Genomic DNA, 18327 nt, shown 5'->3' with positions numbered 1-18327 from the left:
TCCGCCTAGACTGGTGCACGTGGTCGCTTCAATATATTTGACGTCTGCCGAGGGCAGATCCGGGAAGAGCGCGGTGGCACTGGGTGTGCTCGATGCCATGCTCGTCGACGCGCCGCGGGTGGGGGTCTTCCGGCCGCTGATCCGCGCGGGGGACACGCGAGACCGCGTGCTCGAGCTGTTGCTGACCCGCGCGACGGCCCGCGCGAGCTATGCAGAGTGCGTCGGAGCCACCTATGACGAGGCGCACGACGACCCCGATGCTGCGATCGCTCGGATCGTCACGGCATATCAGGCATTGAAATCTCGATGCGACGCGGTGGTGGTGGTCGGGAGTGACTTCACCGATGTCGCCGTTCCCACGGAGCTCGCGTTCAACGCGCGCGTCGCGGCGAACCTCGACACTCCGGTGCTGTTGATCGTGAGCGGGCGCACCCACGACGCATCGGAGACCCTGGGGCAGAGCACCCCGCGCACGGCGAGCGATATCGCGCAGGTAGCCGAGATCGGCAGGCACGAACTCCACGCCGCACACGCCAGCCTGCTCGCCGTCCTCGTCAATCGGGCGGATCCACCAGCGCTGGAGCGCATCGTGACCGAGGTGAGCGCGGCGGTGCCGGCGGGCCTTCCGGTGTGGGCGCTTCCGGAGGAGATCGCGCTCGTGTCGCCGACCGTGGCAACGGTGTTGGCCGCGGTCCGTGGACGCCTGGTGCGCGGCGGGGCCGAGCTGCTTGCCCGCGAGGTGCGGCAGATTGTGATCGCGGGAATGTCGATGGAACATGTGTTGCCCAGGCTCCTCGAGGGCTCGGCCGTGGTCGTGGCGGCGGATCGCGCGGAAACCCTGCTCGCGGTGACGATGGCGCACGAGGCCCCCACGTTTCCGACGCTCGCCGCGGTGGTGCTGAACGGGGACTTCGAACTGTCGCCGGATGTCGAGCGGTTGCTTGACGGCATCGGCTCCGCGCTGCCCGTGATTCATACCTCGCTCGGCACCTTCGACACCGCTCAGCACATCACGCAGTCGCGCGGCGTGCTGAGCGCCGACGAGCCCGCGCGGCTCGACACTGTCATCGGGCTCTTTCGTCAGCACGTGGACGCGGCGCTGCTGCGTGACCGGCTGGAGCTGTATCGCGGCGAGGTGCGCACGCCCATCATGTTCGCCTACGAACTCTTTGAGCGCGCGGCCGCGGCGGATGCGCACATCGTCCTGCCCGAGGGCGATGACGATCGGATTCTGCGCGCCGCGAGTTCGCTGTTGGCGCGCGGGACCGCCCGGCTCACGATCCTCGGCGACGAGGTCGCCGTGCACAAGCGCGTGTCTGAACTCGGTCTCTCGCTCGCGGGTGCCGAGGTCGTGGATCCCGAAACCTCCCCTCTGCGTGAACGTTTCGCCACCGAGTACGCGCGGCTGCGCGCACACAAGGGGGTGACGCTTGAGGAGGCCGCCGAGCGGATGACCGATGTGAGCTACTTCGGCACCATGATGGTGCAGTTGGGTCTGGCGGATGGGATGGTCTCGGGTGCCGCACACACGACGGCGCACACGATCAGGCCGAGCCTCGAGATCATCAAGACGAAACCGGGTGTCTCGGTGGTGTCAAGCGTGTTCTTCATGGCGCTCGCCGATCGCGTGCTCGTGTACGGCGACTGCGCGGTCAACCCCGATCCGACCGCCGAGCAGCTCGCCGACATCGCCATTTCCTCCGCGGAGACGGCGGCACAGTTCGGCGTCGACCCCCGAGTCGCGATGCTGTCCTATTCCACCGGCGATTCAGGAAGTGGAGCCGACGTCGATAAAGTGCGTCGTGCGACTGAGATCGCCCGTGCGGCACGGCCCGATCTGCTCATCGATGGCCCAATTCAATACGACGCGGCCTCCGACCCCGCGACCGGTGCGTCCAAGCTGCCCGGCTCATCGGTGGCGGGGCGCGCGACCGTGTTCATATTCCCCGACCTGAATACGGGGAACAACACGTATAAGGCCGTGCAACGTTCGGCTGGGGCCGTCGCCGTCGGTCCGGTGTTGCAGGGCCTGAACAAGCCGGTCAACGATCTCTCTCGGGGGGCCACGATCGACGATATCTTGAACACCGTGGCCATCACCGCGGTGCAGGCGGGCATGGGCAAGGAGGCACACGCGTGAGCCTCATTCTGGTGGTGAATAGCGGGTCATCGTCAATCAAGTATCAGCTCATCGACGCGCACACCGAGCGGCGGGAAGCCTCGGGGCTTATCGAGCGCATCGGTGAGTCGATGGGCCGCGTCGTGCACCGGGCCGGGTCAGTGAGCACTGAGAGTGAGATGCCGATCCGCGACCATCGTGCCGCATTTGCCGCGATGGTCGATGCTTGCGCTGCGGCCGGACAGCCGCTTTCCGAACTTGGGCTGTCTGCGGTCGGGCATCGCATCGTGCAGGGGGGCAGTGAATTCGTCGATCCGACGCTCATCACGGACGCGGTCGCTGCGAGGATTCTCGAGCTCGCGGAGCTCGCGCCGCTGCACAACCCCGGGCATCATCAGGCAATCGTGGCGGCGCGCGCGGCGTTCCCCCAAGTGCCTCATGTCGCGGTGTTCGACACGGCGTTCCACCAAACCATGCCTCCGGAGGCATACACCTACGCGATCGACACCGAGATCGCCGCGGCGCACGGAATTCGCCGCTACGGGTTTCATGGCACCTCGCACCAGGTCGTGGCGCAGCGGGCGGCCGACTTTCTGGGGGAGCCGATCCACTCTTTGAAGCAGATCGTGCTGCACCTCGGCAACGGTGCATCGGTCTGCGCCATCGATGGTGGTCGCTCTGTGGCGACCTCGATGGGGCTCACCCCACTCGAAGGGCTCGTGATGGGTACCCGGAGCGGCGACCTCGACCCGGGGGTGCTGCTGCACCTGCTGCGTACGGGTTACTCAGTGGATCAACTCGACGAACTCCTGAACAAGCGATCGGGGCTCGTCGGCCTCGCGGGGTCGAACGACATGCGAGACGTGCGGGCGGCGGCCGATGCCGGGTCAGCACGCGCGCGGTTGGCGCTGGATGTGTATGCGCGGCGGATCCGCCACTATGTGGGGGCGTACCTCGTCGAACTGGGGGCCGCGGATGCGCTCGTCTTCACTGCGGGCGTGGGCGAGAATCACGCGCCCCTGCGGTCGGAAGTCTGTGTGGGCTTGGAATGGCTGGGGATCGAGATCGATGCGGCGCGCAACGCCTCGTTGGAGTCGGGTCCCCGGCGAATCAGCACTGATTCCTCACGCGTGCAGGTGCTTGTCGTGCCGACCGACGAGGAAGCCGAAATCGCGCGGCAATCGTGGCAACTCGTGAGTAGTGATCGAGCGTCATCGCAGTCTAGGGAGCGAACGGAATCACTCCCCGGCTGATTGTCGGTGCCCGCCGGTAGCATGGGTGCGTGGCTACCGCACTGTATCGCCGTTATCGGCCAGAGGGCTTTTCCGAGATGATCGGGCAGGCCCATGTGACCGAACCCCTCATGACCGCGCTGCGCAACGGGCGCATCGGTCACGCATATTTGTTCAGCGGCCCTCGCGGATGCGGAAAGACCACCTCCGCGCGCGTGCTTGCCCGTTGTCTGAACTGCGCCGAAGGCCCCACCGACACGCCGTGCGGAGTGTGCCCGAGCTGCGTCGAACTGAGTCGTGCCGGAGGCGGCTCTCTCGACGTGGTAGAGATCGACGCGGCCAGTCACGGAGGTGTCGATGACGCCCGTGAATTGCGCGAGCGCGCGGTATTCGCGCCGGCCCGAGATCGGTTCAAGATCTTCATCATCGACGAGGCCCATATGGTGACGCCGGGCGGCTTCAACGCGCTGCTGAAGATCGTTGAAGAGCCGCCGCCGCACGTGAAGTTCATTTTCGCGACCACCGAGCCCGAAAAGGTCATCGGCACGATTCGCTCACGCACCCACCACTACCCGTTTCGGCTCATCGCGCCAGCCGCGCTCATCACCTATGCCCAGAGTCTGTGCGACAGCGAAGAGGTGGACGTTGAACCCGGCGTGCTGCCGCTGGTCGTCCGTGCCGGTGGCGGGTCGGTGCGAGACACGCTCAGTATTCTCGACCAACTCATTGCCGGCAGCGAAGAAGGCCGAGTCTCCACCGAGCGCGCCGCTGGCCTGCTCGGCTTCACGAGTTCAGAACTTCTTGACGAGGTCGTTGTTGCGCTCGCCGCGAGCGACGCTGCGGCGGCATTCCGCGCGACCGATCGCGTTGTGCAGACCGGGCAAGATCCCAGGCGTTTCGTCGAAGATCTGCTCGAGCGGCTGCGCGATCTCATCGTCATCAGCGCGACATCAATCGACGGCGCTGCCGCCGTGTTCCGCGGTGTTCCCGAGGCGCAGTTGCAACGCATGTTCGAGCAAACCCAGGCCTTTGGTCGGGGCGAACTTTCTCGCCTCGCTGACACGGTGAGCACCGCGCTCGACAAGATGGCTGGTGCCACGGCACCACGACTGCACCTCGAGCTGATGATCGCGCGGGCGCTTGCCACCGCGGTTCCCGCGTCTGGCCCGGCTGCCGTGACCAGCGCTGCTCCGGCACCTGGTGCCGCACCAACGACGACACGGAGTTCCATGTCGGCTCAGGACGCGGCCTCGGCCTCGGCCTCGGTGCCTGCTTCGGCCTCGGTGCCTGCTTCGGCCTCAGTGTCGACTTCGGGCTTGGTGCCTGCTGCAGGATCGGCACCACCCTCCGCGCCCGCCCCCGTGGCCAGCGAGCCAGCACCGGACATCATCAGTACACTGCGATCGGCCCGCGAGTTTCTGCGCAGTGACTCGGCCGGGGCAGGTTCTGCCGGCCCGGCGAACGCCGGATCCACTGCGGGGAGCAACGAGAACCAGCCCCGCGTCGCAACACCGATCGCTGAACCGGTGACGCTTGACGAGCTGCGCGAGGTCTGGGCAGACCTGCTCGAGGAGATCCTCGAGCACGACCGTGACGCTTGGAACGCGGTGCGCCCGGTGGTGCCGCTCGAACTCCACGATGACGTGCTCACGATCGGAATCGCGAGCCAGTCAGACCTCGAGAGTTTTAAGTCGGTCGGGGCCGGTCCGTTGCGCGAGGCGATCAGTGCGGCAATTGGGCTCACGGTGCGGTACGTGCCGAAGCAGTTGCCTGCCGGCGCGCCCGGTGTGCCGCCGGCGTCGTCGCCCGAGGCCCCCGGCGCGCTAGACGGGCCAGGGGAAGCGGCTGAGGACCCCGACCCTGCGGGAAATGCTGAGATAGACCCCATCTCGGCACGCCTCAGCGCCTTGATCGGGGGCATCGGTGCGGCGGCTACGAAGCCACCGGTCAGCGAGCCCCGCGATGCGACGTTCACGCCCGACCGGAATCTACAGCTCGATCCCTCATTTCCCCCTGAACTCGTCGGGGAAGCTCCGGACGATCCCTACGCGGGGCTCACTGACGAACCACCACCTGAGTTCGACGACGCGCGCGACGGTGCCGATCCACTGAATGGCGCGGGCACCGGAACACGCACCGAACACCGTGAAAGCCCGTCGTCGGGTCAGGCACTGGCGCAGGCGGAAACCGTCTCAAAGCCTGATCCTCCGGAGGCGCGGCCGATGACGAACGCCCCGACTTTCACACGGTACGGGGAGTCGGTCGTGCGCGAGGTACTCGGCGCAAAGTTCATCGAAGAGATTCCGCTCTCGAAACAATATGACAGTTAAGGCGAGGTAACTCATGTACGACGGCATCGTGCAGGATCTCATCGATGAGTTTGGCCGTTTGCCTGGCATCGGACCAAAGTCGGCGCAACGCATTGCGTTTCACATTCTGCAGACACAGAACTTCGACGTCACTCGACTGGCCGAACTCCTCACCGACGTGCGCGAACGGGTGCATTTCTGTGAGGTGTGCGGCAACATTACCGAGCAGGTGCGGTGTTCGGTGTGCCGCGATCCGCGCCGCGATCCGACGATGATCTGTGTGGTGGAGGAGCCGAAGGATGTCGTGGCGATTGAGCGCACTCGCCAGTTCCGGGGGCTCTATCACGTGCTGGGCGGCGCGATCAGTCCGATAGACGGCATCGGTCCCGATGACCTCAACATCGCCTCGCTGATGCGTCGACTGGGCGAGGCCGAGATTCGGGAAGTGATTCTCGCCACGGATCCGAATCTTGAGGGGGAAGCCACGGCCGCCTACCTCTCTCGGCTCTTAAGCGCCATTGAGGTACCGGTTTCGCGACTCGCGTCGGGGCTTCCTGTCGGGGGAGACCTTGAGTTCGCCGATGAGGTGACGCTGGGTCGAGCGTTCGAAGGGCGACAGCAGGTCTAGCGCCCTGGCCCCGGTTGCCGCGCTCAACGCGACAGAACCCTGGTGGAGCTGGCGTGAGGAGGGGCTGGACGCTTCCCCATGCGGGTCGCGGTAAGATGGTCGTTGGTGCAAACCCGAAATTTTTCCCCGACCGCATGCAGGAGGTCCCACCCGTGGCATTGATCGTGCAGAAATTCGGCGGGTCTTCTGTCGCTGATGCCGAGAGCATCAAGCGCGTTGCGAAGCGAATCGTCGAGACCCGGCGCGCCGGTAATGAGGTCGTCGTTGCCGTCAGTGCCATGGGTGACACCACCGATGAGTTGCTCGATCTCGCCGCCGAGGTCACCCCGATTCCGGCTCCGCGTGAGCTCGACATGCTCCTCACCGCTGGCGAGCGCATTTCGATGGCGCTGCTTGCGATGACGATCAAGGGAATGGGCGTCGAAGCGCTCTCGTTCACTGGCAGCCAGGCTGGCATGATCACGACAGCCGAGCACGGTGCTGCGAAGATCGTTGATGTCACACCCAAGCGCGTGCGCGAGGCGCTCGATCAGGGTGCGATCGCGATCGTCGCGGGCTTCCAGGGTTTCAACCGCGGAACGGGTGACATCACCACCCTGGGACGCGGTGGATCCGACACCACCGCAGTCGCGCTCGCCGCCGCGCTTGATGCCGACGTGTGCGAGATCTATACCGATGTTGACGGGATCTTCACCACCGACCCGCGAATCGTTCCGCTCGCGCGCAAGATCGATGCCATCACGTCTGAGGAGATGCTCGAGCTTGCCGCTTCCGGCGCGAAGGTGTTGCACCTGCGCGCGGTCGAATACGCACGCCGTCATGGGGTCGTGCTGCACGTCCGATCCTCGTTCTCGAACGAAGAAGGCACGATCGTCTACGACCCCGCGAAGGGGCACCCGAAGGGAGTTCAGATGGAAGAGCCGATTATCACCGGTGTCGCCGCTGAGAAGAACGAGGCCAAGGTCACGGTAGGCGGAGTGCCCGACGTGCCCGGCAAGGCCGCACAGATTTTCGAGTGCGTCGCGAAGACGAACGCCAATATCGACATGATCGTGCAGAACATTTCCGCTGCCGACACGAATCGCACCGATATCTCCTTTACCGTGCCGCTCGCCGAGGGCCGCAAGGTTGTCGAGGCGCTTGAGGCCGACCGTGATGAGCTGGGCTTCACGAGCCTGCTCTATGACGATCAGATTGCGAAGGTTGCCGTCGTGGGTGCGGGGATGCGCACAAGCTCCGGTGTCTCGGCGCAGCTATTCCGCGCACTCTTCGAGGCAGGCATCAACATCGAGATGATCTCCACCTCCGAGATCCGCATCTCTGTGGTGACTCACGCTGACGCGATGGAGAAGGCGGTGCGAGCCCTCCACACCGCGTTCGGCCTCGATGCAGAGTCAGAGGCCACCGTATACGGGGGAACTGGGCGCTAGCGTCCGCGCACAACCTTTTGCTGGTGGATCGCCAGGCGTGATCCACCCCCACCTCACAGGCAGGGTGACCGCACGGGCACCTCCTCACACGCAGACAGGAGCCTACGATGGCTGAGAGACAGAGTTTAACCGTTGCCGTAGTTGGCGCCACCGGCCAGGTTGGTGGCGTGATGCGTCGCCTGCTTGACGAGCGCGACCTGCCCTTCACGACGCTGCGTTTCTTTTCGAGCGCGCGCTCGGCGGGAACCACCATTGAGTTCCGCGGCGAGCCGATCGTGGTGGAGGACGTCGACACCGCCGATGTCTCGGGCATCGATATCGCCCTCTTCTCCGCTGGTGGCACCGCTTCGAAGCAGTACGCCCCGAAGTTTGCCGCCGCAGGTGCGGTGGTCATCGACAACTCCAGCGCCTGGCGTCTTGATCCCGAGGTTCCGCTCGTAGTGAGCGAGGTGAATCCGCACGCAATCGACGAGGCGCTCGCGGAGGGTGCCAAGCGCATCATCGCCAACCCCAACTGCACCACCATGGCTGCCATGCCGGTACTCAAGGCGCTTGACACCGAGGCCGGGCTGGAGCGACTCGTTGTGACGACCTTCCAGGCTGTCTCGGGCTCGGGCCTCGCCGGGGCAAAAGAACTCGCCGGGCAGGTCACCGCTGCGGTCGAGGCCGGGGGAATCGAGGGCCTCGTGCACGACGGGCGAGCCGTATCGATGCCGGAGCCCACGATCTACGCGAAGCAGATCGCGTTCGACGTGGTGCCGCTCGCGGGTTCGATCGTCGACGACGGCCAGGGTGAGACCGACGAAGAGAAGAAGCTGCGCAACGAGAGCCGGAAGATTCTCGAGCTGCCGGAGCTTCGGGTCGCTGGCACATGCGTGCGCGTGCCCGTCTTTACCGGACACTCACTGGCGATCAACGCCGAGTTTGCGCGCCCGCTGTCCGCGGCGCGCGCGACTGAGGTGCTGTCTGCGGCGCCGGGGGTCGCGCTCAGCGAGGTGCCCACGCCGCTTGAGGCAGCCGGGCAGGACCCGAGCTTTGTGGGTCGCATTCGCGAAGATCAGTCGGCTCCCGAAGGGCGCGGAATTGCGCTCTTCCTCTCGAACGATAACCTGCGCAAGGGTGCCGCGCTGAACGCAGTACAGATCGCGGAACTGGTCGCGCAGAAGCTCCTCGTCGCATAGGTAGGAGCCCCACTGGCAGTGCCCCCGGCAGTGCCAGTGGGAACGCCGCTGTCCCGATTTCGAGTGGCGTGTTTTCGAGTGGGCGTGAATGGTTGGTTCGCGAGTCCGGAAGCCACCATACGCGCCCACTCGAGGCTGAGCAAGTGGCAGGGCAGCACGAGCACAGGGTGCCGGTGCGCGAGCGGCACACGGGCGAACAGCGCACGGCTGTGCGAGGGGCAGGGCTGTGACGAAGCGCTAGTCGCGCACGGCTTCCAGTGTGATGAGTGAGGCCTCCGGCCGGCATGCGAATCGAATCGGTGAATAGATCGAAGCGCCGAGCCCGGCGCTGACGTTCAGGAACGCCGCCCGCTCCGCGTCGTACCAGACGCTCAGGCCGCGTGCCTGCTCGGTAGGGAGATCGCAGTTGGTGGTGAGAGCTCCCACCCCCGGCATGCGAACCTGACCGCCGTGCGTGTGGCCCGCGAAAATGAAGTCAGCACCCTCGTCGAGTAGATCGTTGAGAGCGGCCTGGTAGGGAGCATGCACCACTCCGAGCCGCGGTTGCTCTGAGGGCACTGGTGAACCCGGGGAATCTGAGGCGTCTGCTTCACCTACTGCTGTCGCGCCCGCGCCGCCGACGTCACGCAGCGCGGCGAGCGACGCGTGCATTTTCGCCGCGTCGTTGTAGCCAATGTGCGGATCGCCGAGTCCGAAAACCTCGAACGTGGTGCCGCGTAGCGTGAGCGACGTGGCCGCGTTGTTGAGGTTCACAAACCCCAGGTCATCGGTCAGGCCCCGGGTCAACGCTGCTGTGTCGATGTCTGGGGTGCGTGAACCCTTGCGGCTTGGCGCCCGCAGGTACTTTAGTGGGTTCTTCACAATGGGGCTGTAGTAGTCGTTCGAGCCGTGTACGAAGACACCGGGGATCCCCGCCTCGGACAATGTTTGGAGGGCGTGCAGCAGTGGTCCACGGGCTCCTCGATGACCCATCTGGTCGCCGGTGAGCACCACGAGGTCTGGCCGCAACTCGGCAAGGCTTCTCACCCAGTTGATCTTGCGGTGTTGCCAGGGCGCGAGATGCAGGTCAGACAGCTGTAGCACGCGCAGGGGAGCGTGCCCGGCGGGGAGAAGCGCAACCGTGTGACGCCTCAGGGTGAATAGCTGCGGTTCGACGGCGGTCGCCCAGAGGGCGACCGCACCCACGGCCAGGCCGAGGGCAGCGGCGGCCTTGCTGCCACCGCCGCCCGAGGCCTGACGCACTCTCAGGTGGGCTTCAGACGAGCCAGCACGACCACTCATGAACAGTTGACCGTAATACGCACCTGGTTGTCGCGCTTCGCTTCGGTGCCCACGCCCGGATCAACCGATACGAAGGGTTTGCTGCCAGGGTTGCCGGTATTGCCGGTGTCGCAGCGCAGGGAGACATCCGAGAACCCTGCGGTCTGCAGGGTTGCCCGGGCCGCATCGCCTGTGCTGCCAGCGGGGATTTCAGGAATCGTCGACATGCTCCCATTGCTTCGATACACCGTAATCGTGGAACCAGCGATTGTTTCCGCACCACCGCCTGGGTTTGTCGCTGACACAAAGCCAGCGGGCACCGAGGAATCTTGCTCGCCCCCATCTGTCACGTCAAACCCGGCCGAGGTCAGCAGCTGTTGTGCCTCTTCGAATGTCTTTCCCCGCACCTCGGGTACCTGGGAGGTCGTCACCTTGAGCGCCGACTGAGGGGGTGCTGGGAATGCCTCACCGCCGTACTTCGAATCCGCTACGTTCATGATCGCGGGCCAGATGGTCTGGTCAGCGACCATGATGCCCGTGAAGCGTCCGAACAGCATTGTTGATACCTTGCCGGTGACGTTGCCCACCCACGTCGCGGTCGCAACCCGGGTGCTCGATCCCACCGTCCAGTTGTCTACGACGTTGTCGGTCGTGCCGGTCTTAGCAAGGTGGGGAACGCCGATCGCCGAGCGCGCGTGAGTGGCGAGACCACTATTTACCGTGTACTCGAGGGCATAGGAGACGCCGGCCGCAACCTCAGGGGAGATGCCGCTCTGGCACTTGCTCTTGGTGAAGAGGACCTCTTCACCCTCCGGCCCGGTGATCGAGTCAATGGGTACCGGCGTGCAAACCTGGCCGCCGCCAGCAAATGCCGCAAATGCGCCCGCCATCGTGATCGGGGCGATCTCGTCGATGCCGCCGTACACGTTCGAGGGAACAATGGTGAGATCCGTCGTCCCGGTGTTCGTGAGCCCAGGCAGGGTCTGTGGGCTCGCCCGATGGATGCCGAGGTTCTTTGCGGTCTCGAACGTCTCGCACAGATCCATTTTCTGCTGCATAGAGACAATGCCGCCGTTGATGGACTGGGCAATCACGTTCAGCACCGACTGGTTGCCCCGCTGAGTGCCCTGGTCGTTCTGAAACTTGAAGGAACCAGTGCCGTAAATGCCGCCCAGACACTCGGCTCTGAAGGAACTTTCCTGAACGGTTCGGCCGTTCGCGTTCACAATGTCGCGTACCGAGTGGCCAGTGCGGAGCCACTCGGCCAGGGTGATGGGCTTGAAGGTCGAGCCGACCTGGAACCCGCTCGATCCGCCGTACTCGAAATCGGTGTTGTAATTGATGCTGGTATATCCGGGATTCGCTTCGAGCACCGCTGGGTCGTTGCTAAACGGACGATTCTGCACCATCGCAAGCACGCGACCGGTACCGACCTCGACGCTCGAACTCGCCGAACCGATGTCAATACCGTCCATTTGAGCCGGAACCACCGACTGCACCGCAGCCAGGCCCGCGGCCTGCATGTCGAGGTCAATCGTCGTCATGATCTTGTACCCGCCGCGCAGGAAGTTGAAGTTGCGCTCTTCGCCGGTGCTGCCGAAGCTCGGGTCGTTCTGAATGTAGAGCTGAACATAGTTGCAGAAGTGGCCGAGCCCGATGTTCTCTGCGACGGCACAACCAGAGGCGCGAGGGGTGATGACAGGTGTTACCGGAGTCGCCACCGCTTCGTCGTGCTGCGCCTGTGTGATGCGGTCCTCGCGAAGCATGGAGCCGATGATCTTGTCGCGGCGTTCCTGGTTGGCCGGAATGTTCTCAGAGAGGTCGATCTGGTAGCGCGAGGGGTTGTTGACGATTGCTACGAGGCTCGCGCCCTCTGCAATTGTCAGATCAGCCGCTGACTTGGCGTAATAATACTGAGCCGCCGACTCAATTCCATAGATTTGGCGGCCGAAGAGGGCGATATTCAAGTATCCGAGCAGGATCTCGTCTTTCGAATAAACTTTCTCGAGACTCACCGCGTAGCGCATTTCCTGCAGTTTGCGGTCGATCGACTGCTTCATCGCTGCGTCGTACGCGGCTTGGCTCTCTTCGGGGTCGGAGATTGCCTCCGCCTCTTGAATCAACACGTTGCGCACGTACTGCATCGTGATGGTCGAAGCCCCCGAAAAGCCCTGACCAGCAACGTTTTGCAGCACTGCGCGACTGGTCGCTAGCACGTCAACGCCGCCGTGCGTGTAAAACCGCGGATCTTCCTCCGCGACAGCGGCATCCTTCACGTACTGCGAGATCTGATCCCATCCCACCATTTCGCGATCCTGCGCGTAGAACGTCGCGATTTCGACTTCCGTGCCGTCTGACTGCTTGGCGTAGATGGTCGACGGCAGAGCCAGGCGGCCCGGATTGAGGTGGTTGGGGAGTTCTTCGAAGATGCTGATGGCGGAACTCGCTGCGGCGCCGCTAAGTGCGACGACCGGGGTGACGGCAGCAGTAAGGAGAATGCCAGCGACCACGCTCATGACGATGATGCCGAGGATTCCGCCGAGTGCACCGCCAGCGGTGCGAGGCTTTGCGGTGCGCAGGTTGCCGCGCTTCGCGCGCGATGATTGAGGTGACTGGGAGGCCATAGGATAAATCGTATGCGACGCACCTGATAATTCGTGCGCTGCGCACCTCAGGCGCCGAGCGCCGGGCATCACCTGAACCAGATCCACAGGAGGACATCGTGAGCGAAGGCCAGGAAATTGAACCGCAGCGCTGGGAGTACTTCGTGACCCCTCTCCTGCTTCATAATGAGGCACAGATCCTCAATAACTGGGGAGGCCAAGGCTGGGAATTGGTGCAGATCATCGCCGGCCCAGCCGGCGGCAATGTTGCCTACATGAAGAGAAAGGCCTGATCCATGGCTGTTATCGAAGATCGACTCCGCGAGCTTGGCTACGAAGTGCCGGTGGTTGCAGCTCCCGTGGCCGCCTATGTGCCCGCACTGCGCCGTGGAAACTTGGTCTACACGAGCGGTCAGCTGCCGTTCGTCGACGGTGCGCTGCCCGTGACGGGCAAAGTTGGCGATGGTGAGGGTCTCGTGTCCGCCGAGCAGGCAGAGGAGCTTGCCCGCCAGTGCGCTCTGAACGGTCTTGCCGCCGCACGTGGCGTGCTCGGTTCGCTTGACAAGATCAGCCAGGTGGTGAAAGTCACCGCATTCGTCGCGTCTGACCCCTCGTTTACCGGGCAACCGACGGTCGCAAACGGCGCCTCGGTATTCCTGGGGCGCGTGTTTGGTGACATCGGCATCCACGCGCGATCGGCTGTGGGCGTGGCCGTGCTGCCGCTCGATGCGCCGGTCGAGATTGAGTTTGTGTTCGAGGTCGAAGACTAACCTTTTTGCAGCAGAAGCGGGTGGATCACGCGCGGTGATCCACCCCCTTCTGCTGTGCGTGCCTCGTTACTGTACGGCCTGCTCGCTGCGCACCCGTTGCGAGATGACCTGCATCACGGAGGTGTCGGCAAGCGTCGTGGTGTCGCCGATGTCACGACCCTCGGCCGCGTCCTTGAGTAGCCGCCGCATAATCTTGCCCGAGCGAGTCTTCGGCAATTCGTTCACCACGAACACCTGGCGCGGGCGGGCGATCGCACCAATGGCTCCAGCGACGTGCTTCTTGAGCGCGGCCTCCGCATCGTCTTCGGTCAGCAGCTGCTGTTGTGACTTCAGGATCACAAATGCCACTACGGCCTGGCCGGTCGTCTCGTCATCGGCACCCACAACGGCCGCCTCGGCGACCGCATGATGCTCAACGAGTGCCGACTCGATCTCGGCGGTCGACAGGCGATGCCCCGACACGTTCATGACGTCGTCGACTCGGCCGAGAAGCCAGAGGTCGCCGTCCTCGTCCACTCGCGCGCCGTCGCCCGCGAAGTAGCGATCGTCGAATTTCGACCAGTAAGTGTCGACGAAGCGGTCGGGATCCCCCCAAATCGTGCGGACCATGCTCGGCCACGGGCGCGCGACAGAGAGCAGCCCGCCCTGGCCGCGATCCACCCGGTTGCCACCATCGTCAACGACATCGATCGAGATACCCGGCTGCGGAACCTGCGCGCTGCCCGGCTTTGCCGCAGTGAGTCCCGGCAGCTGGGCGATCATGATGGCCCCGGTCTCGGTCTGCCACCACGTGTCGACGATCGGGGCCTTGCCGCCGCCGATGACCTCGTGGTACCAGCGCCACGCCTCGGGGTTGATCGGCTCGCCCACGCTGCCCAGCACGCGAATGCTTGAGAGGTCGTATTGCTCGGGCACCTGGCGGCCGATCTTCATGAACGAGCGGATCGCGGTGGGTGCGGTGTACAGAATGCTGACGCGGTACTTTTGCACAATCTCCCACCAGCGACCCCAGTCGGGGGTGTCCGGGGTGCCCTCGTAGATGACCTGTGTGGCACCGTTGACGAGCGGCGCGTAGACGACGTAGCTGTGGCCGGTGATCCACCCGACATCGGCCGTGCACCAGTACACGTCGGTTTCGGGCTTCAGATCGAACACGTCGCGATGGGTCGTGCTCGTCTGGGTGAGGTAGCCGCCCGAGGTATGCAGGATGCCCTTGGGCTTGCCCGTGGTGCCGGAGGTGTAGAGGATAAACAGCGGGTTTTCGGCCGGGAATCCCTTGGGCTCGTGCTCGCCCTCGTAGGCGGTGATCTCCTCGTGCCACCACAGGTCACGGCCCTGCTGCATGTCGACGTCGTTTCCGGTGCGCTTCACGACCAGCACCTTCTGCACCGACAGCGGCTGACCGTCGCCTGCGAGCGCGAGGGCATCGTCGACCGTGGGCTTGAGTGCGGAGACGCGGCCCTTGCGGTAGCCGCCGTCGGCGGTGATGATGAGTTCGGCTTGCGCGTCGTCGATCCGTGAACGCAGGCTCTCGGCGCTGAACCCGCCGAAGACGACCGAGTGGGCCGCACCGAGACGGGCGACCGCGAGCATGGCGATCACGGTCTCGGGGATCATCGGCATGTAGATGGCGACGCGGTCGCCGGCTTCGACGCCCAATGCTGTGAGCATATTCGCGGCACGTTTCACCTCGTGGGTGAGTTCACCGTAGGTAATCGTGCGGGTGTCACCCGGCTCACCCTCGAAGTGGATCGCGACCCGGTCGCCCAGGCCGTTTGCGACGTGACGGTCGAGGCAGTTCGCGGTGACGTTCAGCTCGCCATCGGCGAACCATTTCGCGAAGGGAGGATTTGACCAGTCGAGCACGTCGGTGAATGGCTTGGTCCAGTGCAGCTTTCGCGCCTGATCCGCCCAGTACGCCTCGGGGTCTTCGGCGGCCTTCCAATAGATGGCCGGATCATTCTGGTTTGCTTGCGCCTTGAATTCGGCGCTCGGTGGGTAGGTCTCGACGTCGAGCGAGTGGCTTTCGATCTTGCCGTGGTCTGTCATGTCGGTCATGGAAGCCGTCATCCCATCTCTGTGATCCTGCACGTCAGTGTGCGCAGCGCACCCCGGTGTGCGTGTGCTCGAAGCTTAAAATATATTTCTCTTCGTAGCAACTTACCGAGGGCGGATCACCTCCGGTTGGGTGCGTTTGCGTGCGCTGATTGTGCGCTCACCGGGTGGAAATCCGGCAAGGTTTCCCTGACTTTTCCACAGATTCCAACTCTGGAGGCTGACGCGCCCAGAGGCTGATTGGCTGAGACAATGCCGGTCTTCAGCGACACATCTTCCCCCGTCACGCCCATTCGATCACCACCCGAGAGCCCACAGAAGAGATCCGCCGCGCTCTCGCTCGAGGCGCGGCGAGCGTTCGGCGGGCTCCTCCCGCTCATCGATGAGCCGGGGCTCCGAGACGTGCTGATCCAAGTTTCCGCGGGGGTTGGACGGCTCTGGATCGACGCGGGCGGAGCACTGCAGCGTTTGGAGAGTTGGCAGGTGGCACCCGACACCGTGCGGCGGCTCGCCGTGGCGCTGATCGCGGCCGGGGGTCGACATCTCGACGAGCTGAATCCGGCCGCGAACGTGCGCCTCGGCGACGGGATCAGAGTGCATGCGGTCTTGCCGCCGGTCTCGGCGCACGGAGCCGTGGTGTCGGTTCGCGTGCCGCGGCTGGAGCCACTCAGCTTCGACGCGCTCGTGCGGGGCGGCTTGTGTTCAGATAGGCACGATCGGTGGCTGCGACTCGCGGTTAGCCAGCGCAAGAACCTGCTCATTACGGGCGGGACAGGAAGCGGGAAGACCACGGTGCTGGGGGCGCTGCTCGATCTCGCTCCCGCGCACGAGCGCATCGTGACCATCGAAGACCTTGTCGAGTTGAGGCTTCGGCATCCTCACCATGTCGCGCTCGAGGCTCGGCAGTCAAATGCGGAGGGGGTGGGGGAATTTCCCCTCGATCGTCTCCTTCGGGAGTCGCTTCGGATGCGGCCCGATCGTCTGGTGCTCGGTGAGTGTCGTGGGGCCGAGATCGCGACACTTCTTGCCGCTCTCAACACCGGGCACGATGGAGGGGCAGGAACTCTTCACGCGAGCCGACTCGTAGACGTGCCTGCTCGACTCGAGGCGCTGGGTGCGATGGCCTCTCTCAGTCCAGAGTCGCTCGCCAGGCAGGTGGCATCGGCGCTGCACGCAGTCGTCCACCTTGATCGTTCCCCGGGGGGCGAGCACCGGGTGTCGGCAATCGGTCGCTTCGCCGTGCGCGAGGGGCTCCTGGCAGTAGACGACATTTCTGAGTCTGGACCCTGAATGATGCGCTCTCGCTTAGCTCAGACAGGAAGCCGCCTGCGCCGGATAGTTCTGCGAGGTGGATCGCGCGAATCTCTTCGCGCACCCCGTGGAGGCGCGAAGGATGCTGCGGCCGCAGAGAAACAGTGTTCTGCGGCGAGCCTACTCACGCGGGCGGTCTCCCTGCTCCGCGGAGGTGTGCCGAGTAGTCGGGTGTGGGCCGTACTCGCCGCAGACGGCATCAAGCCACCGAAACCTGAGGGCCCCGAATGGCGGGTGATTATGTCAGCGTGGCGACTAGCCGAGGAGAGTGGTGCGCCCCTCGCTGCGGCGTTGGAGCGACTCGCCGATGCACTTCGGGCGCTTGAACGGGTCTCCGAGCGGCGGGAGGTGTTGCTTGCGGGGCCGCGATCGACTGTTCGGTTGGTGGGGGCTCTCCCCGTCGTTGCCTTGGTCTTGGGGGCCCTACTCGGTTTCGACCCGCTCCCCGTGGTGTTGAGCCCATTGGGTGCGATCCTCGTCTCCCTCGGAGTGGGTCTCCTGGTGCTGGGAATCAGGTGGGCGAGAGCGCTCACAGCGAGCCTTGAGCGGGTGGACTGCGTCGCGGGCCTCGAGTGCGAGCTTGCGTGGATCGCGCTCGGTGGAGGTTCCCCGCCGTGGGTCGCGCTGCGACGCGTGGCGGACTGTGCTGACGCGGCCCGCGCTGAGTGGGTCCAGCTTGACAGGTTGCGCAGAGACGGCCCCGTTGCGGCCGTCTTTACTCAGTCCGAAGCGCTCGGCACCCCGGTTGGGCCCATGCTGCTGAGGGAGGCCGAAGACGCACGAGCACGAGCACAGGCAGACCTAGAAAGCGCCGCCGAGCGGCTCGGGGTGCAGGTGCTCCTGCCGCTCGCGGTCTGTGTGCTGCCGTCGTTCGTGTTGCTCGGAGTGATGCCCGTGCTGCTCGCGGTGTTGGGCGGAGTGCTGGAATAGCCCACATGCTCGTTCTCCGCGCACAGGTGCCGAGCCTCCGCCTCTTCTCCACAGATTCGGGTGGCACCGACAATCTGCCCGCACCACATCCTCTCGCCCGACACCATGGAGTGACCGGCAATCGCTGGGGCCGTGCCCGTTGAAAGGAAGCGACATGAGCACCTCACTCACCCTCGTGATTGACAATTCGGCGGCGGCGCGAAACGCCCGGGCTGAATCCGCGCCGGCCCCGGAGAGGGACCCGCGCTCTGCGCACCCGAGCAGTTCGAGCCGTCAGCGCCGCGCGCGCTGGCTGCAGAGCTCCAAGGTCTCACGGGTGGAGCGGTGGCGCATGGCATCTCCTCTGCGAGAAGAGCGCGGCGCCGTTACGGCAGAGTATGCGATCGTCATCATGGCGGCAGTCGCATTTGCCGGGCTTCTCGTGGCCATTATGCGGTCTGGCGAAATTCGCGCCATGTTGGTCGACCTCGTGCAGAACGCACTCGGCTCGGCAGGATGA

14 protein-coding genes are annotated in these 18327 nt (G+C 64.7%); 11 read left to right on the top strand and 3 right to left on the bottom strand.

Features of this window, described 5'->3' with window-relative positions; translation table 11 throughout:
• Positions 1–19: 19 nt before the first annotated feature.
• The 6 genes from pta to ACR0R4_RS07675 all read left to right on the top strand — a co-directional run bounded on the left by pta (position 20) and on the right by ACR0R4_RS07675 (position 8899).
• Positions 20–2140, top strand: a complete 2121-nt coding sequence (pta, locus tag ACR0R4_RS07700) for a phosphate acetyltransferase (protein ID WP_433646755.1) — start codon at positions 20–22, stop codon at positions 2138–2140.
• Positions 2137–3372, top strand: coding sequence for an acetate/propionate family kinase (locus ACR0R4_RS07695; RefSeq protein ID WP_433646754.1), 1236 nt, complete (start codon positions 2137–2139; stop codon positions 3370–3372). Before pta ends, ACR0R4_RS07695 begins: the two co-directional genes overlap by 4 nt.
• Positions 3373–3401: 29 nt before the next feature.
• Positions 3402–5681, top strand: a complete 2280-nt coding sequence (locus ACR0R4_RS07690; protein WP_433646753.1) for a DNA polymerase III subunit gamma and tau — start codon at positions 3402–3404, stop codon at positions 5679–5681.
• Positions 5682–5694: 13 nt separating this feature from the next.
• A complete protein-coding gene (recR, locus tag ACR0R4_RS07685; protein ID WP_433646752.1) occupies positions 5695–6288 on the top strand; it encodes a recombination mediator RecR in 594 nt (197 codons plus the stop codon).
• A 152-nt stretch (positions 6289–6440) separates the two neighbouring features.
• Positions 6441–7718 carry an aspartate kinase gene (locus tag ACR0R4_RS07680; protein ID WP_433646751.1) on the top strand — a complete coding sequence of 426 codons (1278 nt, stop codon included), beginning with the start codon at positions 6441–6443 and terminating at the stop codon, positions 7716–7718.
• 107 nt (positions 7719–7825) lie between these two features.
• On the top strand, positions 7826–8899 hold the full coding sequence (locus ACR0R4_RS07675; RefSeq protein ID WP_433646750.1) for an aspartate-semialdehyde dehydrogenase: 1074 nt from the start codon (positions 7826–7828) through the stop codon (positions 8897–8899).
• 237 nt (positions 8900–9136) lie between these two features.
• Here ACR0R4_RS07675 and ACR0R4_RS07670 read toward each other — a convergent pair whose 3' ends face one another.
• The gene (locus tag ACR0R4_RS07670) at positions 9137–10180 is read right to left on the bottom strand and encodes a metallophosphoesterase (RefSeq protein ID WP_433646749.1); all 1044 of its coding nucleotides are present in this window, start codon (positions 10178–10180) and stop codon (positions 9137–9139) included.
• Positions 10177–12783, bottom strand: a complete 2607-nt coding sequence (locus tag ACR0R4_RS07665) for a transglycosylase domain-containing protein (RefSeq protein ID WP_433646748.1) — start codon at positions 12781–12783, stop codon at positions 10177–10179. The genes ACR0R4_RS07670 and ACR0R4_RS07665 overlap by 4 nt, the downstream gene beginning before the upstream one ends.
• A gap of 98 nt (positions 12784–12881) precedes the next feature.
• Here ACR0R4_RS07665 and sp36 point away from each other — a divergent pair, with 98 nt between their 5' ends.
• Together sp36 and ACR0R4_RS07655 are read left to right on the top strand one after the other, a co-directional pair.
• Positions 12882–13055, top strand: coding sequence for a Sp36 family protein (sp36, locus tag ACR0R4_RS07660; RefSeq protein WP_433646747.1), 174 nt, complete (start codon positions 12882–12884; stop codon positions 13053–13055).
• Between the two features lie 3 nt (positions 13056–13058).
• Entirely contained in the window at positions 13059–13532 is a 474-nt protein-coding gene (locus ACR0R4_RS07655) for a RidA family protein (RefSeq protein WP_433646746.1), read from the top strand.
• A gap of 66 nt (positions 13533–13598) precedes the next feature.
• On the opposite strand, the gene acs is transcribed toward ACR0R4_RS07655, so the two are convergent.
• Positions 13599–15590, bottom strand: coding sequence for an acetate--CoA ligase (gene acs, locus ACR0R4_RS07650; protein WP_433646745.1), 1992 nt, complete (start codon positions 15588–15590; stop codon positions 13599–13601).
• A gap of 249 nt (positions 15591–15839) precedes the next feature.
• Here acs and ACR0R4_RS07645 point away from each other — a divergent pair, with 249 nt between their 5' ends.
• From ACR0R4_RS07645 to ACR0R4_RS07635, 3 genes are all read left to right on the top strand, one after another.
• A complete protein-coding gene (locus tag ACR0R4_RS07645) occupies positions 15840–16877 on the top strand; it encodes a TadA family conjugal transfer-associated ATPase (RefSeq protein ID WP_433646743.1) in 1038 nt (345 codons plus the stop codon).
• A 177-nt stretch (positions 16878–17054) separates the two neighbouring features.
• Positions 17055–17828, top strand: a complete 774-nt coding sequence (locus tag ACR0R4_RS07640; RefSeq protein WP_433646742.1) for a type II secretion system F family protein — start codon at positions 17055–17057, stop codon at positions 17826–17828.
• Between the two features lie 154 nt (positions 17829–17982).
• The gene (locus ACR0R4_RS07635) at positions 17983–18327 is read left to right on the top strand and encodes a DUF4244 domain-containing protein (protein WP_433646740.1); all 345 of its coding nucleotides are present in this window, start codon (positions 17983–17985) and stop codon (positions 18325–18327) included.

Origin of the sequence: Leucobacter fengyongliangi (assembly GCF_050971685.1) — a bacterium.
Lineage (GTDB): Bacteria > Actinomycetota > Actinomycetes > Actinomycetales > Microbacteriaceae > Leucobacter.
The sequence above is the reverse complement of the archived record's forward strand: the minus strand, read 5'-3'. Positions and strand labels throughout refer to the sequence as shown.

What these genes read in the sequence shown, in the direction of transcription:
- ACR0R4_RS07665 (WP_433646748.1), bottom strand. Translation starts at nt 12,783, where the DNA reads ATGGCCTCCCAGTCACCTCAATCATCGCGCGCGAAGCGCGGCAACCTG.
- ACR0R4_RS07670 (WP_433646749.1), bottom strand. Translation starts at nt 10,180, where the DNA reads ATGAGTGGTCGTGCTGGCTCGTCTGAAGCCCACCTGAGAGTGCGTCAG.
- ACR0R4_RS07645 (WP_433646743.1), top strand. Translation starts at nt 15,840, where the DNA reads ATGCCGGTCTTCAGCGACACATCTTCCCCCGTCACGCCCATTCGATCA.
- acs (WP_433646745.1), bottom strand. Translation starts at nt 15,590, where the DNA reads ATGACCGACATGACAGACCACGGCAAGATCGAAAGCCACTCGCTCGAC.
- ACR0R4_RS07675 (WP_433646750.1), top strand. Translation starts at nt 7,826, where the DNA reads ATGGCTGAGAGACAGAGTTTAACCGTTGCCGTAGTTGGCGCCACCGGC.
- recR (WP_433646752.1), top strand. Translation starts at nt 5,695, where the DNA reads ATGTACGACGGCATCGTGCAGGATCTCATCGATGAGTTTGGCCGTTTG.
- ACR0R4_RS07635 (WP_433646740.1), top strand. Translation starts at nt 17,983, where the DNA reads ATGAGCACCTCACTCACCCTCGTGATTGACAATTCGGCGGCGGCGCGA.
- ACR0R4_RS07655 (WP_433646746.1), top strand. Translation starts at nt 13,059, where the DNA reads ATGGCTGTTATCGAAGATCGACTCCGCGAGCTTGGCTACGAAGTGCCG.